The sequence below is a fragment of the Caballeronia sp. ATUFL_F2_KS9A genome (assembly GCF_023630765.1).
Classification (GTDB): Bacteria; Pseudomonadota; Gammaproteobacteria; order Burkholderiales; family Burkholderiaceae; genus Caballeronia; species Caballeronia zhejiangensis.
In genome coordinates, this window is the sequence record NZ_JALQEK010000001.1 from 165,349 (window position 1) to 181,463 (window position 16,115).

At 63.4% G+C, this 16,115-nt stretch carries 18 protein-coding genes and 1 tRNA gene; 7 read left to right on the forward strand and 12 right to left on the reverse strand.

Annotated elements, in window-relative coordinates:
- The first annotated feature begins 4 nt into the window (after positions 1–4).
- Together maiA and NCS67_RS00835 are read left to right on the forward strand one after the other, a co-directional pair.
- On the forward strand, positions 5–649 hold the full coding sequence (maiA, locus tag NCS67_RS00830) for a maleylacetoacetate isomerase (protein ID WP_008351718.1): 645 nt from the start codon (positions 5–7) through the stop codon (positions 647–649).
- On the forward strand, positions 646–1,263 hold the full coding sequence (locus NCS67_RS00835; protein ID WP_008351716.1) for a LysE/ArgO family amino acid transporter: 618 nt from the start codon (positions 646–648) through the stop codon (positions 1,261–1,263). The genes maiA and NCS67_RS00835 overlap by 4 nt, the downstream gene beginning before the upstream one ends.
- 32 nt (positions 1,264–1,295) lie before the next feature.
- Here the strand turns inward: NCS67_RS00835 and ftsY are convergent, their stop codons facing one another.
- Positions 1,296–2,531 carry a signal recognition particle-docking protein FtsY gene (gene ftsY, locus NCS67_RS00840; RefSeq protein WP_250433601.1) on the reverse strand — a complete coding sequence of 412 codons (1,236 nt, stop codon included), beginning with the start codon at positions 2,529–2,531 and terminating at the stop codon, positions 1,296–1,298.
- A 231-nt stretch (positions 2,532–2,762) separates the two neighbouring features.
- On the opposite strand from ftsY, the gene rsmD reads away from it, so the two are divergent.
- The 3 genes from rsmD to NCS67_RS00855 all read left to right on the forward strand — a co-directional run bounded on the left by rsmD (position 2,763) and on the right by NCS67_RS00855 (position 4,333).
- Positions 2,763–3,389 carry a 16S rRNA (guanine(966)-N(2))-methyltransferase RsmD gene (gene rsmD, locus NCS67_RS00845; protein WP_034470529.1) on the forward strand — a complete coding sequence of 209 codons (627 nt, stop codon included), beginning with the start codon at positions 2,763–2,765 and terminating at the stop codon, positions 3,387–3,389.
- A gap of 99 nt (positions 3,390–3,488) precedes the next feature.
- The gene (gene coaD / locus NCS67_RS00850) at positions 3,489–3,995 is read left to right on the forward strand and encodes a pantetheine-phosphate adenylyltransferase (RefSeq protein ID WP_008351711.1); all 507 of its coding nucleotides are present in this window, start codon (positions 3,489–3,491) and stop codon (positions 3,993–3,995) included.
- Between the two features lie 77 nt (positions 3,996–4,072).
- Positions 4,073–4,333 carry a YfhL family 4Fe-4S dicluster ferredoxin gene (locus NCS67_RS00855; RefSeq protein ID WP_008351708.1) on the forward strand — a complete coding sequence of 87 codons (261 nt, stop codon included), beginning with the start codon at positions 4,073–4,075 and terminating at the stop codon, positions 4,331–4,333.
- Here the strand turns inward: NCS67_RS00855 and hisC are convergent.
- The 8 genes from hisC to NCS67_RS00895 form a co-directional block, all read right to left on the reverse strand.
- Positions 4,330–5,397 (reverse strand): histidinol-phosphate transaminase, encoded by a 1,068-nt coding sequence (gene hisC / locus NCS67_RS00860; RefSeq protein ID WP_239294303.1) that lies wholly within the window; start codon positions 5,395–5,397, stop codon positions 4,330–4,332. The two genes, NCS67_RS00855 and hisC, sit on opposite strands and share 4 nt — an antisense overlap.
- Before the next feature lie 13 nt (positions 5,398–5,410).
- Positions 5,411–6,013 carry an aminoacyl-tRNA hydrolase gene (gene pth, locus NCS67_RS00865; protein ID WP_008351704.1) on the reverse strand — a complete coding sequence of 201 codons (603 nt, stop codon included), beginning with the start codon at positions 6,011–6,013 and terminating at the stop codon, positions 5,411–5,413.
- A 105-nt stretch (positions 6,014–6,118) separates the two neighbouring features.
- A complete protein-coding gene (locus NCS67_RS00870) occupies positions 6,119–6,736 on the reverse strand; it encodes a 50S ribosomal protein L25/general stress protein Ctc (protein WP_034470532.1) in 618 nt (205 codons plus the stop codon).
- Between the two features lie 151 nt (positions 6,737–6,887).
- Positions 6,888–7,841 (reverse strand): ribose-phosphate pyrophosphokinase, encoded by a 954-nt coding sequence (locus tag NCS67_RS00875; protein WP_008351701.1) that lies wholly within the window; start codon positions 7,839–7,841, stop codon positions 6,888–6,890.
- Between the two features lie 50 nt (positions 7,842–7,891).
- Positions 7,892–7,968 (reverse strand) — tRNA-Gln (locus tag NCS67_RS00880).
- A 53-nt stretch (positions 7,969–8,021) separates the two neighbouring features.
- Positions 8,022–8,903, reverse strand: a complete 882-nt coding sequence (gene ispE, locus NCS67_RS00885; protein ID WP_034470535.1) for a 4-(cytidine 5'-diphospho)-2-C-methyl-D-erythritol kinase — start codon at positions 8,901–8,903, stop codon at positions 8,022–8,024.
- 30 nt (positions 8,904–8,933) lie between these two features.
- Positions 8,934–9,563, reverse strand: coding sequence for a lipoprotein insertase outer membrane protein LolB (gene lolB / locus NCS67_RS00890; RefSeq protein ID WP_250433604.1), 630 nt, complete (start codon positions 9,561–9,563; stop codon positions 8,934–8,936).
- Positions 9,560–11,419: a tetratricopeptide repeat protein gene (locus tag NCS67_RS00895; protein ID WP_175979773.1), complete on the reverse strand. Its 1,860-nt coding sequence runs from the start codon at positions 11,417–11,419 to the stop codon at positions 9,560–9,562. The genes lolB and NCS67_RS00895 overlap by 4 nt, the downstream gene beginning before the upstream one ends.
- A gap of 85 nt (positions 11,420–11,504) precedes the next feature.
- Between NCS67_RS00895 and mutM the strand changes: the two genes are divergently transcribed.
- Both mutM and mutY read left to right on the forward strand, forming a co-directional pair.
- A complete protein-coding gene (gene mutM, locus NCS67_RS00900; RefSeq protein WP_008351696.1) occupies positions 11,505–12,335 on the forward strand; it encodes a bifunctional DNA-formamidopyrimidine glycosylase/DNA-(apurinic or apyrimidinic site) lyase in 831 nt (276 codons plus the stop codon).
- Positions 12,336–12,341: 6 nt separating this feature from the next.
- A complete protein-coding gene (mutY, locus tag NCS67_RS00905) occupies positions 12,342–13,403 on the forward strand; it encodes an A/G-specific adenine glycosylase (protein ID WP_250433605.1) in 1,062 nt (353 codons plus the stop codon).
- Here the strand turns inward: mutY and NCS67_RS00910 are convergent.
- From NCS67_RS00910 to hprK, 3 genes are all read right to left on the reverse strand, one after another.
- Complete coding sequence (locus NCS67_RS00910; protein ID WP_008351694.1) at positions 13,400–14,032, reverse strand: LON peptidase substrate-binding domain-containing protein; 633 nt, start codon at positions 14,030–14,032, stop codon at positions 13,400–13,402. The genes mutY and NCS67_RS00910 overlap by 4 nt on opposite strands.
- A 54-nt stretch (positions 14,033–14,086) precedes the next feature.
- Positions 14,087–14,959, reverse strand: a complete 873-nt coding sequence (gene rapZ / locus NCS67_RS00915) for an RNase adapter RapZ (RefSeq protein WP_008351693.1) — start codon at positions 14,957–14,959, stop codon at positions 14,087–14,089.
- Between the two features lie 63 nt (positions 14,960–15,022).
- Positions 15,023–15,991, reverse strand: coding sequence for an HPr(Ser) kinase/phosphatase (gene hprK / locus NCS67_RS00920; RefSeq protein WP_008351692.1), 969 nt, complete (start codon positions 15,989–15,991; stop codon positions 15,023–15,025).
- Positions 15,992–16,115 lie beyond the last annotated feature (124 nt).

Here is a 16,115-nt window from a genome sequence, read left to right on the forward strand (position 1 = left end):
GACCATGAAGCTCTACAGCTATTTCCGCAGCTCGGCGGCGTATCGCGTGCGTATCGCGCTGAATCTGAAGGGGCTCGATTACGAGTACGAGGGCGTGCATTTGCTGCGCGACGGCGGCCAGCAGTTGAAGCCCGAATATCGCGCGGTGAATCCGGACGGCATTGTGCCGGCGCTCGTCGATGGCGACGACGTTCTCACGCAGTCGCTCGCGATCATCGAGTATCTCGAGGAGACGCATCCCGAGCCGGCGCTCCTGCCGAAGAATCCGTCCGATCGCGCCTTCGTGCGTTCGGTCGCGATGCAGGTCGCGTGCGAGATTCATCCGCTCGACAATTTGCGCGTGCTCAAGTACCTGAAGCATCAGGTGAAGGTGCCGGATGACGTGAAGGACGCGTGGTATCGGCATTGGGTCGAGATGGGTTTCACGTCGCTCGAAACGCGGCTGGCCGCCGACAGGCGCGTCGGCGCGCTCACGTTCGGCGACACGCCGACCGTTGCCGATCTGTGCATCGTGCCGCAGGTGTTCAACGCGCGGCGCTTCGGCATCGACGTGAGCGCTTATCCGACGATTTCGCGCATCGCCGATCACGCCAGCACGATCGACGCCTTCGCGCGGGCCGCTCCCGCGCAGCAACCGGACGCCGAATGACGGCCGATTTCCCGAGCTTTCTGTCGGGGGCGGGATTGGGCGCGAGCCTGATCGTCGCGATCGGCGCGCAGAACGCCTTCGTGTTGCGGCAGGGTTTGAAGCGACGTCACGTAGGAATCGTCGTGTCGATCTGCGCGTTCATCGACGTGATGTTGATCGGGCTCGGCGTCGGCGGCATGGGGGCGCTCATTTCGCGTGCGCCCGTCCTGCTCGACGTGATCCGCTGGGCCGGCGCGATCTTCGTGTTCCTGTACGGCTTGCGCGCGTTCATCGCGGCGTGGCGCGGGCCGGGGCATCTGGACGCATCGGATGGCGATTCGCAGACGGCGGTGGGCGCGGCATCCACGGTGCTCGCCTTGTCGCTGCTCAATCCGCACGTTTATCTCGATACCGTCGTGCTGCTCGGCGGCATCGGCGCGCAACGCGGCTGGCCGGGCGACGCGTGGTTCGCGGCCGGCGCGATGTCTTCGTCGATCGTCTGGTTCACGGCGCTCGGCTACGGCGCGCGTCTTCTGGAACCGTGGTTCGAGAAAGACGTGTCGTGGCGCGTGCTCGATGTGATCGTCGGCTGCGTGATGTGGTGGATCGCGGCCTCCTTGCTCTTCGCGCGATAAAAAAGAGCGCCACGCGGGCGCTCGTTTCACGTTCAGCCGAGCAACGCGTCGGCGAATTCTTCGGCGCTGAACGGCTGCAAGTCCTCGACTTTCTCTCCCACGCCGATGAAATACACCGGCACCGGCCGCTGACGCGCGATGGCCGCGAGAATGCCGCCCTTCGCGGTGCCGTCGAGTTTCGTGACGACGAGGCCGGTGAGACCGAGCGCGTCGTCGAACGCCTTGACCTGCGCGAGCGCGTTCTGACCCGTGTTCGCGTCGATGACGAGCAGCACTTCGTGCGGCGCATCGGGCATTGCCTTCGCGATCACGCGGCGCACCTTGCGCAGCTCTTCCATCAGATGCAATTGCGTCGGCAGACGTCCGGCGGTGTCGGCCATCATCACGTCGATCTTGCGTGCGCGCGCCGCGCCGACCGCGTCGTAGATCACGGCGGCGGCGTCGCCGCTTTCCTGCGCGATCACCGTCACGTTGTTGCGCTCGCCCCAGACCGTCAGCTGTTCGCGCGCGGCGGCGCGGAACGTGTCGCCGGCGGCGAGCATCACCGACTGATTGAAGCGCTGCAAATGCTTCGCCAGCTTGCCGATGCTCGTCGTCTTGCCGACGCCGTTCACGCCCGCGATCATGATGACGAGCGGTTGCGCGCGTCCGAGCATCAGCGATTTCTCGAGCGGGCGCAGCAGATCGACGAGCAGTTCGCGCAGCGCCTTCTTGACCTGCGAGGCGTCCGTCAGGCGTTCCGCGCGCACCTTCTCGCGCAGTGATTCGAGCAGGAATTCCGTTGCATCGACGCCGGCGTCGGACATGAGCAGCGCGGTTTCGAGCTCTTCGTAGAGATCCTCGTCGATCTTCGCGCTGACGAAAATCCCTGTCAGATTGGAGCTCGTCTTCGAAAGACCGTGCCGCAGACGCGAGATCCACGATTTTTTCGCGGCCGCATCGAGCGTCGGCGGCGGCACGACTTCCTCGCTCGCCTGATCCGTCTCTGGGCCGCGCGCCCATTGCGATTGCGTGCGCCCTTGCCAGTATTCCTTCGATTCCTCCGAGGGCGGTGCGGCGGGCGGCGTGGGCGCAGCGGGAGCGACGGGTTCCGCGGGCGCCGGTTCCTCCGGCTGCACTTGCTCCGACGGCGTTTCCGCGGAAAGCGCCTGACGTTCCAGCTCGGCGTCGGAGATTTCTTCGTCTTCGGCCGCCTCGACGGATTCGTCCTGAGGCGCGTCGAGCGGCGCATCAGCCGGCTTTTTGAATTTCTTGAAGAAGCTGAACATGGATGTGTGACGATGATGCGCGCGTGATCCGATGGCCCTGTGCGCGCTTTCGAGTCGTTTTTGCGCGAGGCCCGCGCGATGGGATGGAAGCGGCATATTTTATCAGGCGCTGCCGTGCGCGCCCGTGCGGCTCCCGTCATGGCGTGCGTGTGGTAACGTTGGCTTTCATTGCTCGCGCCATCCGATCTCAAGCAAAAACACGCCGGCGCGCCCGACTCCCACCTTCCTTTTATGCCTCGCTCGTCCGCTACCCGCTCCGCCCTGACCAGCCACACGCCATCGCGCGGCGGCAAACCGCACACGATCCGCATCATCGGCGGAGACTGGAAGCGCACGCCGCTGCCCGTGCTCGATCTCGATGGCCTTCGGCCCACGCCGGATCGCGTGCGTGAGACCCTCTTCAACTGGCTCGGCCAGGATCTCTCCGGACAACGTTGTCTCGACATGTTCGCCGGTAGCGGCGCGCTCGGTTTCGAAGCCGCGTCGCGCGGCGCGGCGCGCGTGCTGATGATCGAACGAAGCGCGAAGGCGGCCGCTCAGATCCGCGCGAATCAGGCCAAGCTCGGCGCGCGCAACATCGAGATCGCGGAGGCCGATGCGCTGCGGCTCGTCGCGAGCCTCGCGCCCGGTTCGTTCGACGTGATCTTTCTCGATCCGCCTTTCGGCGATCACGCGTTGCTATTGCGGGCGCTCGAGCTGACGGCGCCGCTCGCTTCGCCCGATGGCGCGATTTACGTCGAATGCGGCGATGCGCTGGACATGTCCGGCATCGATGCGCTCGCCGGCTGGAGCGTCGTGCGCGAGGGCAAGGCGGGCGCCGTCCGCTATCATTTGCTGCGCCGCGAAAATGAGGAATAATGCGCGTTCCCGATTTCGACGCAGCCGATTTCGCGGGAAACGAGGCAGAGCTGGTCGTCGCAGCCACGCGGCCCAGTGTAAATAGAAGAGGAGAAGCTCATGGTTGTCGCCGTGTATCCGGGTACGTTCGACCCGCTCACCCGCGGGCATGAAGACATCGTGCGGCGCGCATCGAGCATTTTCGATCAGCTCGTCGTGGGCGTCGCGGACAGCCGCGCGAAGAAGCCGTTTTTCTCGCTGCAGGAACGGCTCGATATCGCGCACGAGGTCCTCGGGCATTATCCGAACGTGCAGGTGAGCAGTTTCACCGGGCTATTGAAGGATTTCGTGCGCAAGAACAACGCGCGCGTGATCGTGCGCGGATTGCGCGCCGTCTCCGATTTCGAGTATGAATTCCAGATGGCCGGGATGAACCGCTATCTGCTGCCCGATGTCGAGACGATGTTCATGACGCCGTCCGATCAATATCAGTTCATCTCCGGCACCATCGTGCGCGAGATCGCGCAGCTTGGCGGCGACGTGAGCAAGTTCGTGTTCCCGTCGGTGGAAAAGCGGTTGATGGACAAGGTCGGCGAGCAGACGCAGAAAGATCCGGCGGCGCCTTGAGACGCTGGGCCCGCGCACTTATCTGCGAAGGTGCGCGGGTTTATGCCGGAAGCCATCCGGCAAGAAGAGAGTGAAGCATGTCCCTGATCATTACCGACGAGTGCATTAACTGCGACGTTTGCGAGCCCGAGTGCCCGAACGACGCAATTTCGATGGGTCCCGAGATTTACGTCATCGACCCGAACAAATGCACGGAATGCGTCGGCCATTTCGACGAGCCGCAGTGCCAGCAAGTGTGCCCGGTGGAATGCATTCCGCGCGATCCGGCGCACGCCGAATCGCCCGAACAGTTGATGGCCAAGTACCACGCGCTGATGGCCGCGAAGGGCAATTCCTAAGCGACGATCTCCGTCAATGCAGCGACGAGCGCATCGCATTCGGCCGGCGTGCCGATGGAAATGCGCAGATGCTGATCGATGCGCGGCAGTTTGAAGTGGCGCACGAAAATTTCCTTCGACTTTAGCGCCGCGGCGAGCGTCGCGGCATCGTGCGCGGGATGTTTCGCGAAGACGAAGTTGGCTGCGGACGGAACGACATCGAATCCAAGCGTCTGTAGCTGCGCGCTCAACTTCTCGCGGCTCGCGATCACCTTCGCGCAACCCTCCTCGAACCACGCCTGATCTTCGTACGACGCGATTGCCGCGACTTGCGCGAGGCGGTCGAGCGGATACGAATTGAAGCTGTCCTTCACGCGCGTGAGCGCCTCGATGAGCGCCGGATCGCCGAACGCAAAGCCGACGCGCATACCCGCCAGCGAACGCGCTTTCGACGTCGTCTGCACGACGAGCAGGTTCGGATGGGCGTCGATCAGATTCACGGCCGATTCCGCGCCGAAGTCCACATACGCTTCATCGATGATGACGGGTGCATCCGGATTCGCCTTCAGCAGCACTTCGATTTCCGACAGCGGCAGGGCGCGGCCCGTCGGCGCATTCGGATTCGGCAGCAGCACGCCGCCGCATGGCGCGCGGTAATCGTCGACATCGATGGCGAAATCGGCGTTCAGCGGCACGGTCTCGTATTCGACGCCGTAAAGCTGCGCGTACACGGGATAAAAGCTGTAGGTTATGTCGGGAAAGCGGATCGGCTTGTCGTGCTTGAGCAGCGCCTGGAACGCGTGCGCGAGCACTTCGTCCGAACCGTTGCCCGCGAAAACCTGCTCGATGCGCAATCCGTGATGGTTCGCGACGGCCTCGCGCAATGCACGCGCGGTCGGATCCGGATATTTGCGCAGCGACGCGCCGTCCGCGCCGAGCTCGTGGCGGATTGCATCGACGACGCGCGGCGACGGCGGATACGGATTCTCGTTGGTGTTCAGCTTGACGGGATGCGCCAGCGCGGGCTGCTCGCCCGGCACATACGGCGTCAGACGATGGACGATATCGCTCCAGAAACGGCTCACTGTCGGCTCCAAATCAAGAATTGCGGTGCAGGTTCATCATCGCACGCTCGGTTTCGCCTGCGACGACGAACGGCATCACGGCGAGCGCGCGCTCGATCGACTGATCGATCACGTCCTGTTCCTCGCGGCGCGGCGGCTTGAGGACGAAGTTCGCGACATCGGGTTTCGCGCCCGCGCGCGCGCCTTCGGGAATCAGATCACGCGGATGCCCGATCCCGATGCGCAGCCGCCAGTACTGCTGCGACGAAAGATGCGCGGAGATGTCCTTCAGGCCGTTGTGTCCGCCGCTGCCGCCGCCGAGCTTCATCTTGACGGTGCCGGGCGGAAGATCGAGTTCGTCGTGCGCGACGAGAATTTCGTCGGGGAGAATCTTGAAGAACTGCGCGAGCGCAACGACCGATTGCCCTGAGCGATTCATGAACGTCTGCGGTTCGAGCAGATGCACTTCGTGGCCGTGCAGACGTCCTTTGCCGTAGAAACCGTGGAAACGGCGCTCTTCGCGCAACGTGGCGCCGGCGTCGCGTGCGAACTGGTCGACGAACCAGAAGCCCGCGTTATGCCGCGTCGCCGTGTATTCGGCGCCCGGATTGCCCAGGCCGACGATCAGCTTGATCATGTCGAGTCTTGTAGAACGAAAAAAAACCCGCCGGGGCTTGCGCGCCGGCGGGTCACGTCGACCGTTCTTGCGAACGGATCGAGAGGATAGCGATATTCCGCGTGCTTACTCGGCTGCCGGCTTGTCGCCTTCAGCTTCGCCAGTCCCTTCCGACACGACGGCAGCCGGAATGGTCGCCGAAGCCACCACCGGATTTTCCGCCTCGACGGAGATCGTCAGGCTCACGCCCTTCGGCAGCGGGATGTCCTTCGCGTGCATCGTCTGGCCGGCTTCGATCTTCGCCAGATCGATTTCCAGGAACTCAGGCAGGTCTGCCGGCAGGCATTCCACTTCCAGTTCCGTCACGACGTGCGAGATCACCGCGCCCGACAGCTTCACGGCCGGGTTGGTTTCCTGGTTCATGAAATGCAGCGGCACCTTGGTGTGCAGCTTCTTCTTCGCGTCGACGCGCTGGAAGTCCACGTGCAGCACGAGCTGCTTGAACGGGTGGTATTGCACGTCGCGCAGCAGAACTTGTTGCGACTTGCCGGCCACTTCCAGGTCGAGAATCGACGAGTGGAAAACTTCTTTCTTCAGGGCGTGCCACAGGGCGTTGTGGTCGAGTTCGACCAGTTGAACGTCCGTTTCACCGCCGTACACGATACCCGGGGTCTTGCCCGAGTTACGCAGGCGGCGGCTCGCACCCGTACCTTGCTTGCTACGCTCGAAAGCGACGACTTTCATATTCGACTCCTATATCTGCCCGCGACCAGGCAGGGAAACCGGGATCATCGAAAACGTGTGATCCCACAACAAGCGACGCGAACCTTCGTCCGTTCGCGCCGATCATGCAAAAACGCGAAGCCTCTGCTTCGCGTTCCTTGCTCGATTCTGATTAACCTTCGGCGAAGAGCGACATCACCGAGTCGCCGCGCCGGATTCGGGAGAACGTCTCCGCGAGCAAACCCGCGCTCGACAGCGGACGGATCTTCGCGCACGCGAGCGATTCGGCCGAAAGGGGAATCGTGTCCGTGACGACGAGTTCGTCCAGCTCCGACGCCGTGATGCGCGCCGCCGCGCCGCCCGACAGAACGGGGTGCGTCGCGTATGCGAAAACCTGTTTCGCGCCACGATCCTTCAATACTTGCGCGGCCTTGCACAGCGTGCCGGCGGTGTCGACCATGTCATCCATGATGACGCAGGTGCGGCCTTCCACTTCACCGATGATGTTCATCACTTCAGCGACATTCGCCTTCGGACGGCGCTTGTCGATGATCGCGAGGTCCGTGTTCAACTGCTTGGCGAGCGCACGCGCGCGCACCACGCCGCCGACATCCGGCGACACGACCAGCAGATGGTCATGGTTCTGCTTGCGCAGATCGCCGAGAAGAACGGGTGTTGCGTAGATGTTGTCGACGGGGATGTCGAAGAAGCCTTGAATCTGGTCGGCGTGAAGGTCCATGGTGATCACGCGATCGACGCCGGCAATTTCCAGCATGTTCGCGACGACCTTCGCCGAGATGGCCACTCGCGCGGAACGCGGACGGCGGTCCTGGCGCGCATAGCCGAAGTAGGGGATGGCTGCGGTGATCCGGCCTGCGGATGCGCGCTTGAGCGCATCGACCATGATCATCAGTTCCATCAGGTTGTCGTTCGTGGGAGCGCAGGTGGACTGCAGAACGAATACGTCTTTGCCCCGAACGTTTTCCTGAATCTCGACCATGATCTCGCCGTCTGAGAAGCGGCTGACCATCGCTTTGCCGAGAGGAATACCAAGGATTTTGACGACTTCCTGTGCAAGCGCGGGATTAGCGTTGCCAGTAAAAACCATCAGGCCGTCACTGCTCATCGTGCACCTGTCTGCGGCTGGAGGCGAGAGGAAAAACGCGAGAAAAGGAATGGCAGGGGAGGAAGGACTCGAACCCTCGCATGCCGGAATCAAAATCCGGTGCCTTGACCAACTTGGCGACTCCCCTACACAACTCTGAGTCTCGCCGGGAAGTGTAGGACATACCCGGCAAAACGAAACCTATGACGCGAAAGCGAAGAGAGGATGAGAATCCAGACTTGCCGTTACCACACTCTTCCAGCTTGCCGGCAGTTTGGCTTGCGCCATTTCTGCTTCGGCTCGGCTGGCGAAAGCGGCAAACACGCTTGCTCCAGATCCGGTCATTCGCGCCGGTGCGAGATTGGAAAACCACTCGAGCACCTTTGCAACTTCCGCGTACTTTCCTGCAACCACAGCCTGCATGTCGTTTCGACCGAAGCTGTCTGGCCAGTTTGTGTCTGACCTTTGCTGTGCAAGAAAGTCCATCATTGTGACGACTTTCGTATCCCGTGTCAAGCTTTTTTCGGAGAAAATCGCCGCGGTGGGGACGTGAGCATCAGGCGTTACTACGAGGAAGAAACGTTTCGGCAGATCGACTGCCTGGAGCGCCTCACCTACACCTTCTGCGAAAGCATTTTGCCCGAAGACAAAAAACGGCACGTCCGCGCCGAGTTGCAGGCCGAGATTCTGCAGAATCTCACGCGAAAGATCAACACCCCAGAGACGATTTAACGCTAAAAGAGTTGTCGCCGCGTCGGAACTGCCTCCGCCGAGGCCCGCGCCCATTGGCAAACGCTTGTCGATCTCGATCTCCGCGCCGAACTTCGTCCGCGTGTGCTGCTGGAGCAAACGTGCGGCCCGCACGACGAGATCGTGTTCTTCGGGCACGCCCGGCACGTCGGTCTTGCGCATGATGACGCCGTCGTCGCGACGCCTGAAGTGCAGATGGTCGCCCCAGTCGAGCAACTGGAAAACGGTCTGCAGCGAATGGTAGCCATCCGGACGGCGGCCCGTGATGTGCAGGAAAAGATTCAGCTTCGCGGGCGCGAGGCAGTCACGAAGCGTTTCGTTCGATGAGGACATGCGTGATGCTTTGAACCGAAAGCGGCTGAGTTATTGATCGAGCACGAGCTTGATGTCGAGCGGCGGTTCGCTGCGCGTGAGATTCACGCGCTTCACGCCGGTTGCCGGCGCGTCGGCATAGGCGAGATAGTCGATCGTCCATCCGTCCTGCTTGATTTCTTTCGGACGGCCGTTGTCCGCGCCCGGATCGAGCGTGGTCTGTGCACGCGAGCTAGGCGCGGCCGACGGCTGGAGCCAGTAGCGCAACCCTTCGACCGGCAGCGCGAAGCCGAGCGTGTTCTGCATGAGTTGAGATACGTTGTCGGCGCTGACGGGTTGCCGGTTCGGCAATTCGAGCGTCGCGAGCGACGGCGATGAAGTCACGATCGCCATCGTCTGGCCGAGGGGATTGCGCAACTGCAGCGTGACGGTGTCGCCCGTCTCCTGCCAGTCGAAATTGCCGTAGGCGTTGCGCGGCGTGCCGTTCTGGTCGTTGTACTGCACGGCGAAGCGTCCGTGATACATGCGGCTCGTCTGCGTCGCGAGCGACGTGGATGCGTTCGTCGTCGTGGGAACGCGCGGTTCCAGCGCGCAACCGGACATTACCAGCGCGGCGGCCGCCGCGATGCCGAGCGCGCCACGTCGAAGCGATGCGCCGGCGAATGAATCGAATGCGATCAAAGGTCGTTCACCTGAAGTCGTTTCAGCGTTTTGACGAGCGTGTCGTTGTCAGGTTCGAGCTTCTGCGCTTGCCGCCATGTGGCGCGTGCCTGATCCTGCTGCCCTGACTTCCACTGCACCTCGCCCAGATGCGCGCCGATTTCGGCATTCGGCTGAAGGTTGTAGGCGTTCTTGAGGATCTTCTCCGCCTCGGCCGCATTGCCCTGACGGAAGCGCGCCCAGCCGAGACTATCCATGATGAACGCGTCGTTCGGGGCGAGCGAAACCGCTCGTTCGATCAGCTTCACCGCTTCGTCGAGCCGCTGATTGCGATCGACGAGCGAATAGCCGAGCGCGTTGTACGCTTGCGGGTTGTTCGGCTGCGTCCGCATCAAAGTGCGAAGCTGCGTTTCCATGACGTCGTAGTGACCGTTCTTCTCGGCGGCCATTGCGTAGTCGTACGTCAGATCGGGATCGTCGGGGAACGCGGCGACCGCCTTCGCGAGATTCGCCTCCGCTTCCTTGTAGCGATGCGCCTCGAAAAGAATCGCCGAATCAGTGCGTGCGAGCAGCGCCAGATCGCGCGGATCCGAGCTTTGCAGATTGCCGATCAGCGCGCGTGCATCGTCGACCTTGCCTTGCTTCGCGAGCAGTTGCGCGCGCGTGATCTGCGCAGGCAAATACTGCTGGCTCGTGCGCGGAATCTTGTCGAGCCACTGGCTCGCGGCGTCGTCGTTCTTTTGTTCCAGCGCCAGTTGCGCGAGATAGATATAGGCCTGACCAGGATCCGCGCCCGGCGTGTTTTCCGCCGCCTTCGCGTATTGGTTCAAGAAATCCTGCGCCTTGTCGAACTGCTTTTTCTGGATGTTGATGAGCGCGAGCGCCATCAACGGCGTCAGGTCCTTCGGGTCGTTCTTGCGCATGATCTCGAACTGCTTCTGCGCGTCGTCGAGCCTGTCGGCGGACAGATACAACTGCGCGAGCGCGAGCCGCGCGTCATGCGATTTCGGATTCTTGTCGACGTATTTCTCGAACGACGCGATGCCTTCCTTGCGCTCTTCCGGGCCCATGCGCGCAAGCGTCAGCGCGGCAGGCAGGTAGTCCGGCTTGAGTTGCAACGCCTTTTCGAGCGATGCCTTCGCGCCCGGCGGATCATCCGCGACGAGCTGCTGACGTGCGAGCGCGAGTTGCGCTTCGGGCCGGTTCTGATCGTTTTGCGTCAGGTCCTTGAGCACGTTCAGGCCACCGACACGATTCGGCCCGCGCGCGAGTAAGGTCTGAAGAGAAAGTATGGCGTCGCCGCGCTGGTCCGGTGCCACCTTCGCGAGTTCGCGTTCGAGCGTCGGCTTCGCGTCTTCGGGCTTGCCGCCGACGATTAGCAGCGATGCGCTCAACTGCGCCGCGCGATCGGAATGCGGCGCGAACTGCTGCCAGAGCTGCGCCGACGTGAGCGCGTCGTTCGGGCTTTGCGCGGCGATCGCGATTTCAGTCGCGCGCTGCGCGAAACGCGGATCGTGCGTGTCGCGGGCGAGCGCGAGATAGGTCTGGAATGCGGGCGCGGGCTGGCCGCGCTGCAATGCGACTTCGGCCGCCAGAACCTGGAACACGATCTGGCTCGACATTGTCACATTCGGCAGATCTTGTGTCTCCGCGCCGCTGACGGGCGCGGTCAGCAGATCGGCGGCGTTTTGCGCGTCGGCCTGATCGTCGGCGCTCGGAACGGGCGTGGCGTTCTGCGCCTGGGCGTGCGCGGGCGCGAACGCGAGCGCGGCCATCGCGAGCGCAACGGCGCCGGCGATTCGCGACATTGGCATGGCGAACGAATGCGTCGAACTGGACTGACGCTTCGCAAACAGCTTCATGACGAACGAGTTCATGGAAATCCAGACAATGTTTCAGTCGATTGTAACGCGGTCGCTAAAATACCGGCACAAACGCCAGAGCAAGTCTCTCTCCAGAAAAATGCCCGAACTGCCGGAAGTCGAAGTCACTCGCCGCGGAATCGAACCCTATGTCGCCGGACGGCGCGTCGAGCACGTCGACGTGCGTACGCCCGCGCTGCGCTGGCCCATCCCGAAGCATCTTCCGAAGACGCTCGGCCATCTGAAAATCGACAAAGTAGAGCGGCGCGGGAAGTATCTGCTGTTCGAAACCGTCGAAGGCTGGCTGATCGTCCATCTCGGCATGACCGGCACGCTGCGGGTGCTGCGGCATGTGCCGCAGCCGCCCGAGGCGGCGAAGCACGATCACGTCGATATCGTGTTCGACGATTTCATTCTCCGTTTTCGCGATCCGCGCCGATTCGGTGCGATTCTCTGGCATCCGCGCTCGGACGGCGACGTGCTCGAACATCCGCTGCTCGCGAGCCTCGGCGTCGAGCCGTTTTCGCCGGAGTTTTCGGGCGCGCTGCTGTTCCGCGAGACGCGCGGGCGCAAGGTGTCGGTGAAACAGGCGCTGCTCGCGGGCGGGATCGTGGTGGGCGTCGGCAATATCTATGCGTCGGAGAGCCTCTTTCGCGCGGGCATCCGGCCGACGACCGCCGCCGGGCGCATCTCTCTCGTGCGCTATGACCTGCTCGCGGACGCCGTGCGCGTGACGCTCGCCGCCGCCATCGACAAGGGCGGCAGCACGCTGCGCGATTTCGTCGGCAGCAACGGCGAGTCGGGCTACTTCCAGCTCGACTATTTCGTCTATGATCGCGCGGGCCTGCCGTGCCACGTCTGCGGCACGGCGATCAGGCAAATCGTCCAGGGACAGCGCTCGACGTACTTCTGCCCGCGCTGCCAACGCTAATATCCGATGCTCGCTCTCACCGATTTTTCGTCGCGCCTCATCGCGTGGCAACGCATTCACGGCCGTCACGACCTGCCGTGGCAGAACACGCGCGATGCTTACCGCATCTGGCTGTCGGAGATCATGCTGCAGCAGACGCAGGTTTCCACCGTCATTCCGTACTACGCGCGATTTCTCGAACGCTTTCCGACGGTATCGGCGCTCGCCGATGCGCCCATCGACGACGTCATGGCGCTCTGGGCCGGGCTCGGTTACTACTCGCGCGCGCGCAATCTGCACCGCTGCGCGCAGGCCGTCGCGTACGAGCACGGTGGCGCGTTTCCGCAGACCGTCGACGAACTCGCGCTGCTGCCGGGCATCGGACGATCGACGGCAGCGGCGATCGCGTCGTTCGCGTTCGGCGCACGCGCGACGATCCTCGACGGCAATGTGAAGCGCGTGCTCGCGCGCGTGTTCGGCGTCGAAGGTTTTCCGGGCGAGAAGAAAGTCGAGAAGGCGATGTGGACGCTCGCGGAATCGCTCTTGCCGGAAGCCGCGAACAACAACGATGTGACCGCTTACACGCAAGGCCTGATGGACCTCGGCGCGACGCTGTGCGTGCGCGGCAAGCCGGACTGCCCGCGCTGTCCGTTCGCATCGGATTGCGTGGCGAAGGTCGAAGGGCGTCAGCGCGAGTTGCCCGCCGCGCGCCCGAAGAAAGCCGTGCCGACGCGCAAGACATGGATGCTGGTCCTGAGGGACGGCGATTCGATCCTGCTGCAGAAGCGTCCGTCGATCGGAATATGGGGCGGATTGTGGAGCCTGCCCGAAGCGGCGGACGAAGCCGCGCTAGCGCAAGTCGCGCAGCGTCTCGGCGCCGATGAACATCTGCAGCGACTCGCGCCGATGTCGCACGCATTCACGCACTTCAAGCTGGATATCGAGCCGCGGCTCGGCGAGGCGCGCCAGGCGCCGCGCGACTTGATGGACCTCGAAACCGTCTGGGCGTCGCTCGCGAAGATCGACGCCTATGGCGTGCCCGCGCCGGTGCGCAAGCTGCTCGACGCGCTGACAGGCACGCTCCTCTAAAGCAGTTGATGATGCTGCATGTAGTGATGCACGACGTCGATGCGCGCGCCGGCGTCCATCAACTCCATGAGCTTCTGGCGTGCGCGCATCGGGATCGGCAGGATTTCGGCGAGGCGGTTGGAGACCCAGGTGGGATCGTCGTATAGAAAGGGCTCGACGAAGGGCAGATTCTGCGGCTCGCGTTCCTTGATCGTGTCGATGATGCGCTCCAGCACTTCTGCGCACGCGCCGAATTTCGCGAGCGCCTCGGCGCCCTGCAGCGGCTGATCTTCACCCAGCAACTCGGCCGTGCCGACGATCAGATTGCTCGGCTCGACACGATGATCGGTGAGCCGGAAACGATCGGTTCCGCGTGCCTGCACGAGCAGGAGACCGAAGGTATCGACATCGCATTCCGCGATTTCGGCCAGGCAGCCGATGCTTTCCGGCACCGACGGATCGCCCGGCGAGGCGACTTCGTGCCCGCTCTTGAGCAGGCACACGCCGAACGGCGTCTGCTCGCGCAGACACTCGCGCGCCATGTCCAGATAGCGTGCCTCGAATATCTTGAGCGGCAGCAGGCCGCCGGGAAAAAGCACGGTGTGAAGCGGAAACAGCGGCAAGTCGGCCAGAACAGGATTCGCGGACATCGCGTCCCTCCAGGATGGACCGCCGGCGCGGCGATCAGGTTCGCGTGGATCGCGCTACCCGGCGGGGATGGGCGCGTCACGATGCCGCACGATCACATTTGCCGTCTCGCAAAAGCGCGCGGCGAGCGCCTCCGCGATGAACACCGAGCGATGCTGGCCGCCCGTGCAGCCGATCGCGACAGTGAGATAGCTGCGGTTGTCGTCGCGAAAACGCGGCAGCCATTTGCCGACGAACGCGCCGATATCGTCGATCATCTCGCCGACCAGCGGCTGCGCGGTGAGGAAATCGATGATCGGTTTGTCGAGGCCCGTGAACGGGCGCAATTCGCGGTCGTAGTACGGATTGGGCAGCGTCCGGACGTCGAAGACGAGATCGGCGTCGAGCGGCACGCCGCGCTTGAAGCCGAACGATTCGAACATCAGCGTGAGGTCGGCGGCGTCGGTTTCGACGAAGCGCTTGACCCACGCGCGCAGAACGTTCGCGCGCAAATTGCTCGTGTCGATCTGATGGCCGTATTCCGCGAGGCCCGCGACCAGTTCGCGCTCGCGTTCGATCGCTTCGGCGAGCGAGTTCAGCACGCCGACATCGGCTTCGCGCATCGGCGGGCCCGACAGCGGATGACGCCGGCGCGTCTCGGAGAAACGCTGGATCAGCGACTGCGTGCTCGCGTTGAGGAACAGCACGCGCAGATCGAAGTCCTTCGAGAGCTTGTCGATGATGGACGGCACTTCATCGAGCGAGAGACTCGAACGCGCGTCGATCGCGACGGCGAGGCGCGTCTGGCCTTCTTTCGCGAGATAGTCGGCGAGTTCGGGCAGAAAGCGCGGCGGCAGGTTGTCGACGCAATAGTAGCCGCCGTCTTCAAGCGCGTTCAGCGCAACGGACTTGCCGGAACCGGAGATGCCGGTGATCAGGATGATACGCATGGGTCTCGGGAAATTCGCTTTTCCTAAGCTTAGCACCTGCGCCCGATTCGTTTCGGCGCGCGCTCAGATCAGCTTGCCGGGAAACTGGCTGTCGGGATCCTGCATCGCAAGGCGTTGGCGATCCATGAAGTCGCGCAAGGTATCGATGCCGCGCAGTTGCAGAATCGTGTTGCGCACCGCGGCCTCGACCAGCACGGCGAGGTTGCGGCCCGCGGCGACCTGAATCGTCACCTTGCTGATCGGCAGGCCGAGCACGTCGACGGTCTGGCTTTCCAGCGGCAGGCGCTGGAATTCGCCGTCCGGCCGGCGCACGAGTTGCACGATCAGCTTGAGCTTCATCTTCCGGCGCACGGCGGTTTCACCGAAGATCGTCTTGATGTCGAGCAGTCCGAGGCCGCGCACTTCGAGCAGATTTTGCAGCAGCGGCGGACAGCGGCCTTCGACGAAATCGGGGCCGAGGCGCACGAAATCGACGGCGTCGTCGGCGACGAGTCCGTGGCCGCGGCTGATGAGCTCCAGACCGAGCTCGCTCTTGCCGAGACCGGAGTCGCCGGTGAGCAGCACGCCCATCCCGAGGATGTCGATGAACACGCCGTGCAGCGTCGCGCGCGGCGCGAGAATGCGCGACATGTACGCGCGCAGGCTGTCGATAACGGCCGCCGCCGACATGCGCGTCGTGAAGAGCGGCGTCGACGAGCGCGTGCAGCGCAGAACGAGCTCCGGCGGCGCGCCCACTTCGCCCGCGACGACTAGAAACGGCGGCTCGAGCGCGATCAGCTCGGCCATGTGGCGCGAGCGGTCTTCGTCGGACTGGCGCTGGTAGTAGTTGATCTCGGCGTCGCCGAGCACCTGGATACGGTTCGGGTGAATCAGGTTCAGGTGACCGACGAGGTCGGCGCTCGACGTCGCGTTGGCGACCGTCTCGCTCGAAAAGCCGCGTTCCCAGCCTTCATGCCCGGTGAGCCAGCTGAGCTTAAGAGCGGCGGCGTTGTCGTCGAAAATGCTTTGGGCGTTGATGCTGGACGTATCCATGAGACCGGAACTCCGTTGGAAGCCGGGAGCAGCCTTTGCGTCACGACGAAGCGGGTCGCTTCGATACGCTGCATGGCGCTGCGTTTGACCGATTGTGCCCCAGAAGCCTTGCGTAAGCGAGGCG

Bases quoted from the DNA above. Each gene is read 5' to 3' on its own strand.
- maiA (WP_008351718.1), top strand. From the start codon at position 5: ATGAAGCTCTACAGCTATTTCCGCAGCTCGGCGGCGTATCGCGTGCGT.
- NCS67_RS00835 (WP_008351716.1), top strand. From the start codon at position 646: ATGACGGCCGATTTCCCGAGCTTTCTGTCGGGGGCGGGATTGGGCGCG.
- ftsY (WP_250433601.1), bottom strand. From the start codon at position 2,531: ATGTTCAGCTTCTTCAAGAAATTCAAAAAGCCGGCTGATGCGCCGCTC.
- rsmD (WP_034470529.1), top strand. From the start codon at position 2,763: ATGCCTCGCTCGTCCGCTACCCGCTCCGCCCTGACCAGCCACACGCCA.
- coaD (WP_008351711.1), top strand. From the start codon at position 3,489: ATGGTTGTCGCCGTGTATCCGGGTACGTTCGACCCGCTCACCCGCGGG.
- NCS67_RS00855 (WP_008351708.1), top strand. From the start codon at position 4,073: ATGTCCCTGATCATTACCGACGAGTGCATTAACTGCGACGTTTGCGAG.
- pth (WP_008351704.1), bottom strand. From the start codon at position 6,013: ATGATCAAGCTGATCGTCGGCCTGGGCAATCCGGGCGCCGAATACACG.
- NCS67_RS00870 (WP_034470532.1), bottom strand. From the start codon at position 6,736: ATGAAAGTCGTCGCTTTCGAGCGTAGCAAGCAAGGTACGGGTGCGAGC.
- NCS67_RS00875 (WP_008351701.1), bottom strand. From the start codon at position 7,841: ATGAGCAGTGACGGCCTGATGGTTTTTACTGGCAACGCTAATCCCGCG.
- ispE (WP_034470535.1), bottom strand. From the start codon at position 8,903: ATGTCCTCATCGAACGAAACGCTTCGTGACTGCCTCGCGCCCGCGAAG.
- NCS67_RS00895 (WP_175979773.1), bottom strand. From the start codon at position 11,419: ATGAACTCGTTCGTCATGAAGCTGTTTGCGAAGCGTCAGTCCAGTTCG.
- mutM (WP_008351696.1), top strand. From the start codon at position 11,505: ATGCCCGAACTGCCGGAAGTCGAAGTCACTCGCCGCGGAATCGAACCC.
- mutY (WP_250433605.1), top strand. From the start codon at position 12,342: ATGCTCGCTCTCACCGATTTTTCGTCGCGCCTCATCGCGTGGCAACGC.
- NCS67_RS00910 (WP_008351694.1), bottom strand. From the start codon at position 14,032: ATGTCCGCGAATCCTGTTCTGGCCGACTTGCCGCTGTTTCCGCTTCAC.
- rapZ (WP_008351693.1), bottom strand. From the start codon at position 14,959: ATGCGTATCATCCTGATCACCGGCATCTCCGGTTCCGGCAAGTCCGTT.
- hprK (WP_008351692.1), bottom strand. From the start codon at position 15,991: ATGGATACGTCCAGCATCAACGCCCAAAGCATTTTCGACGACAACGCC.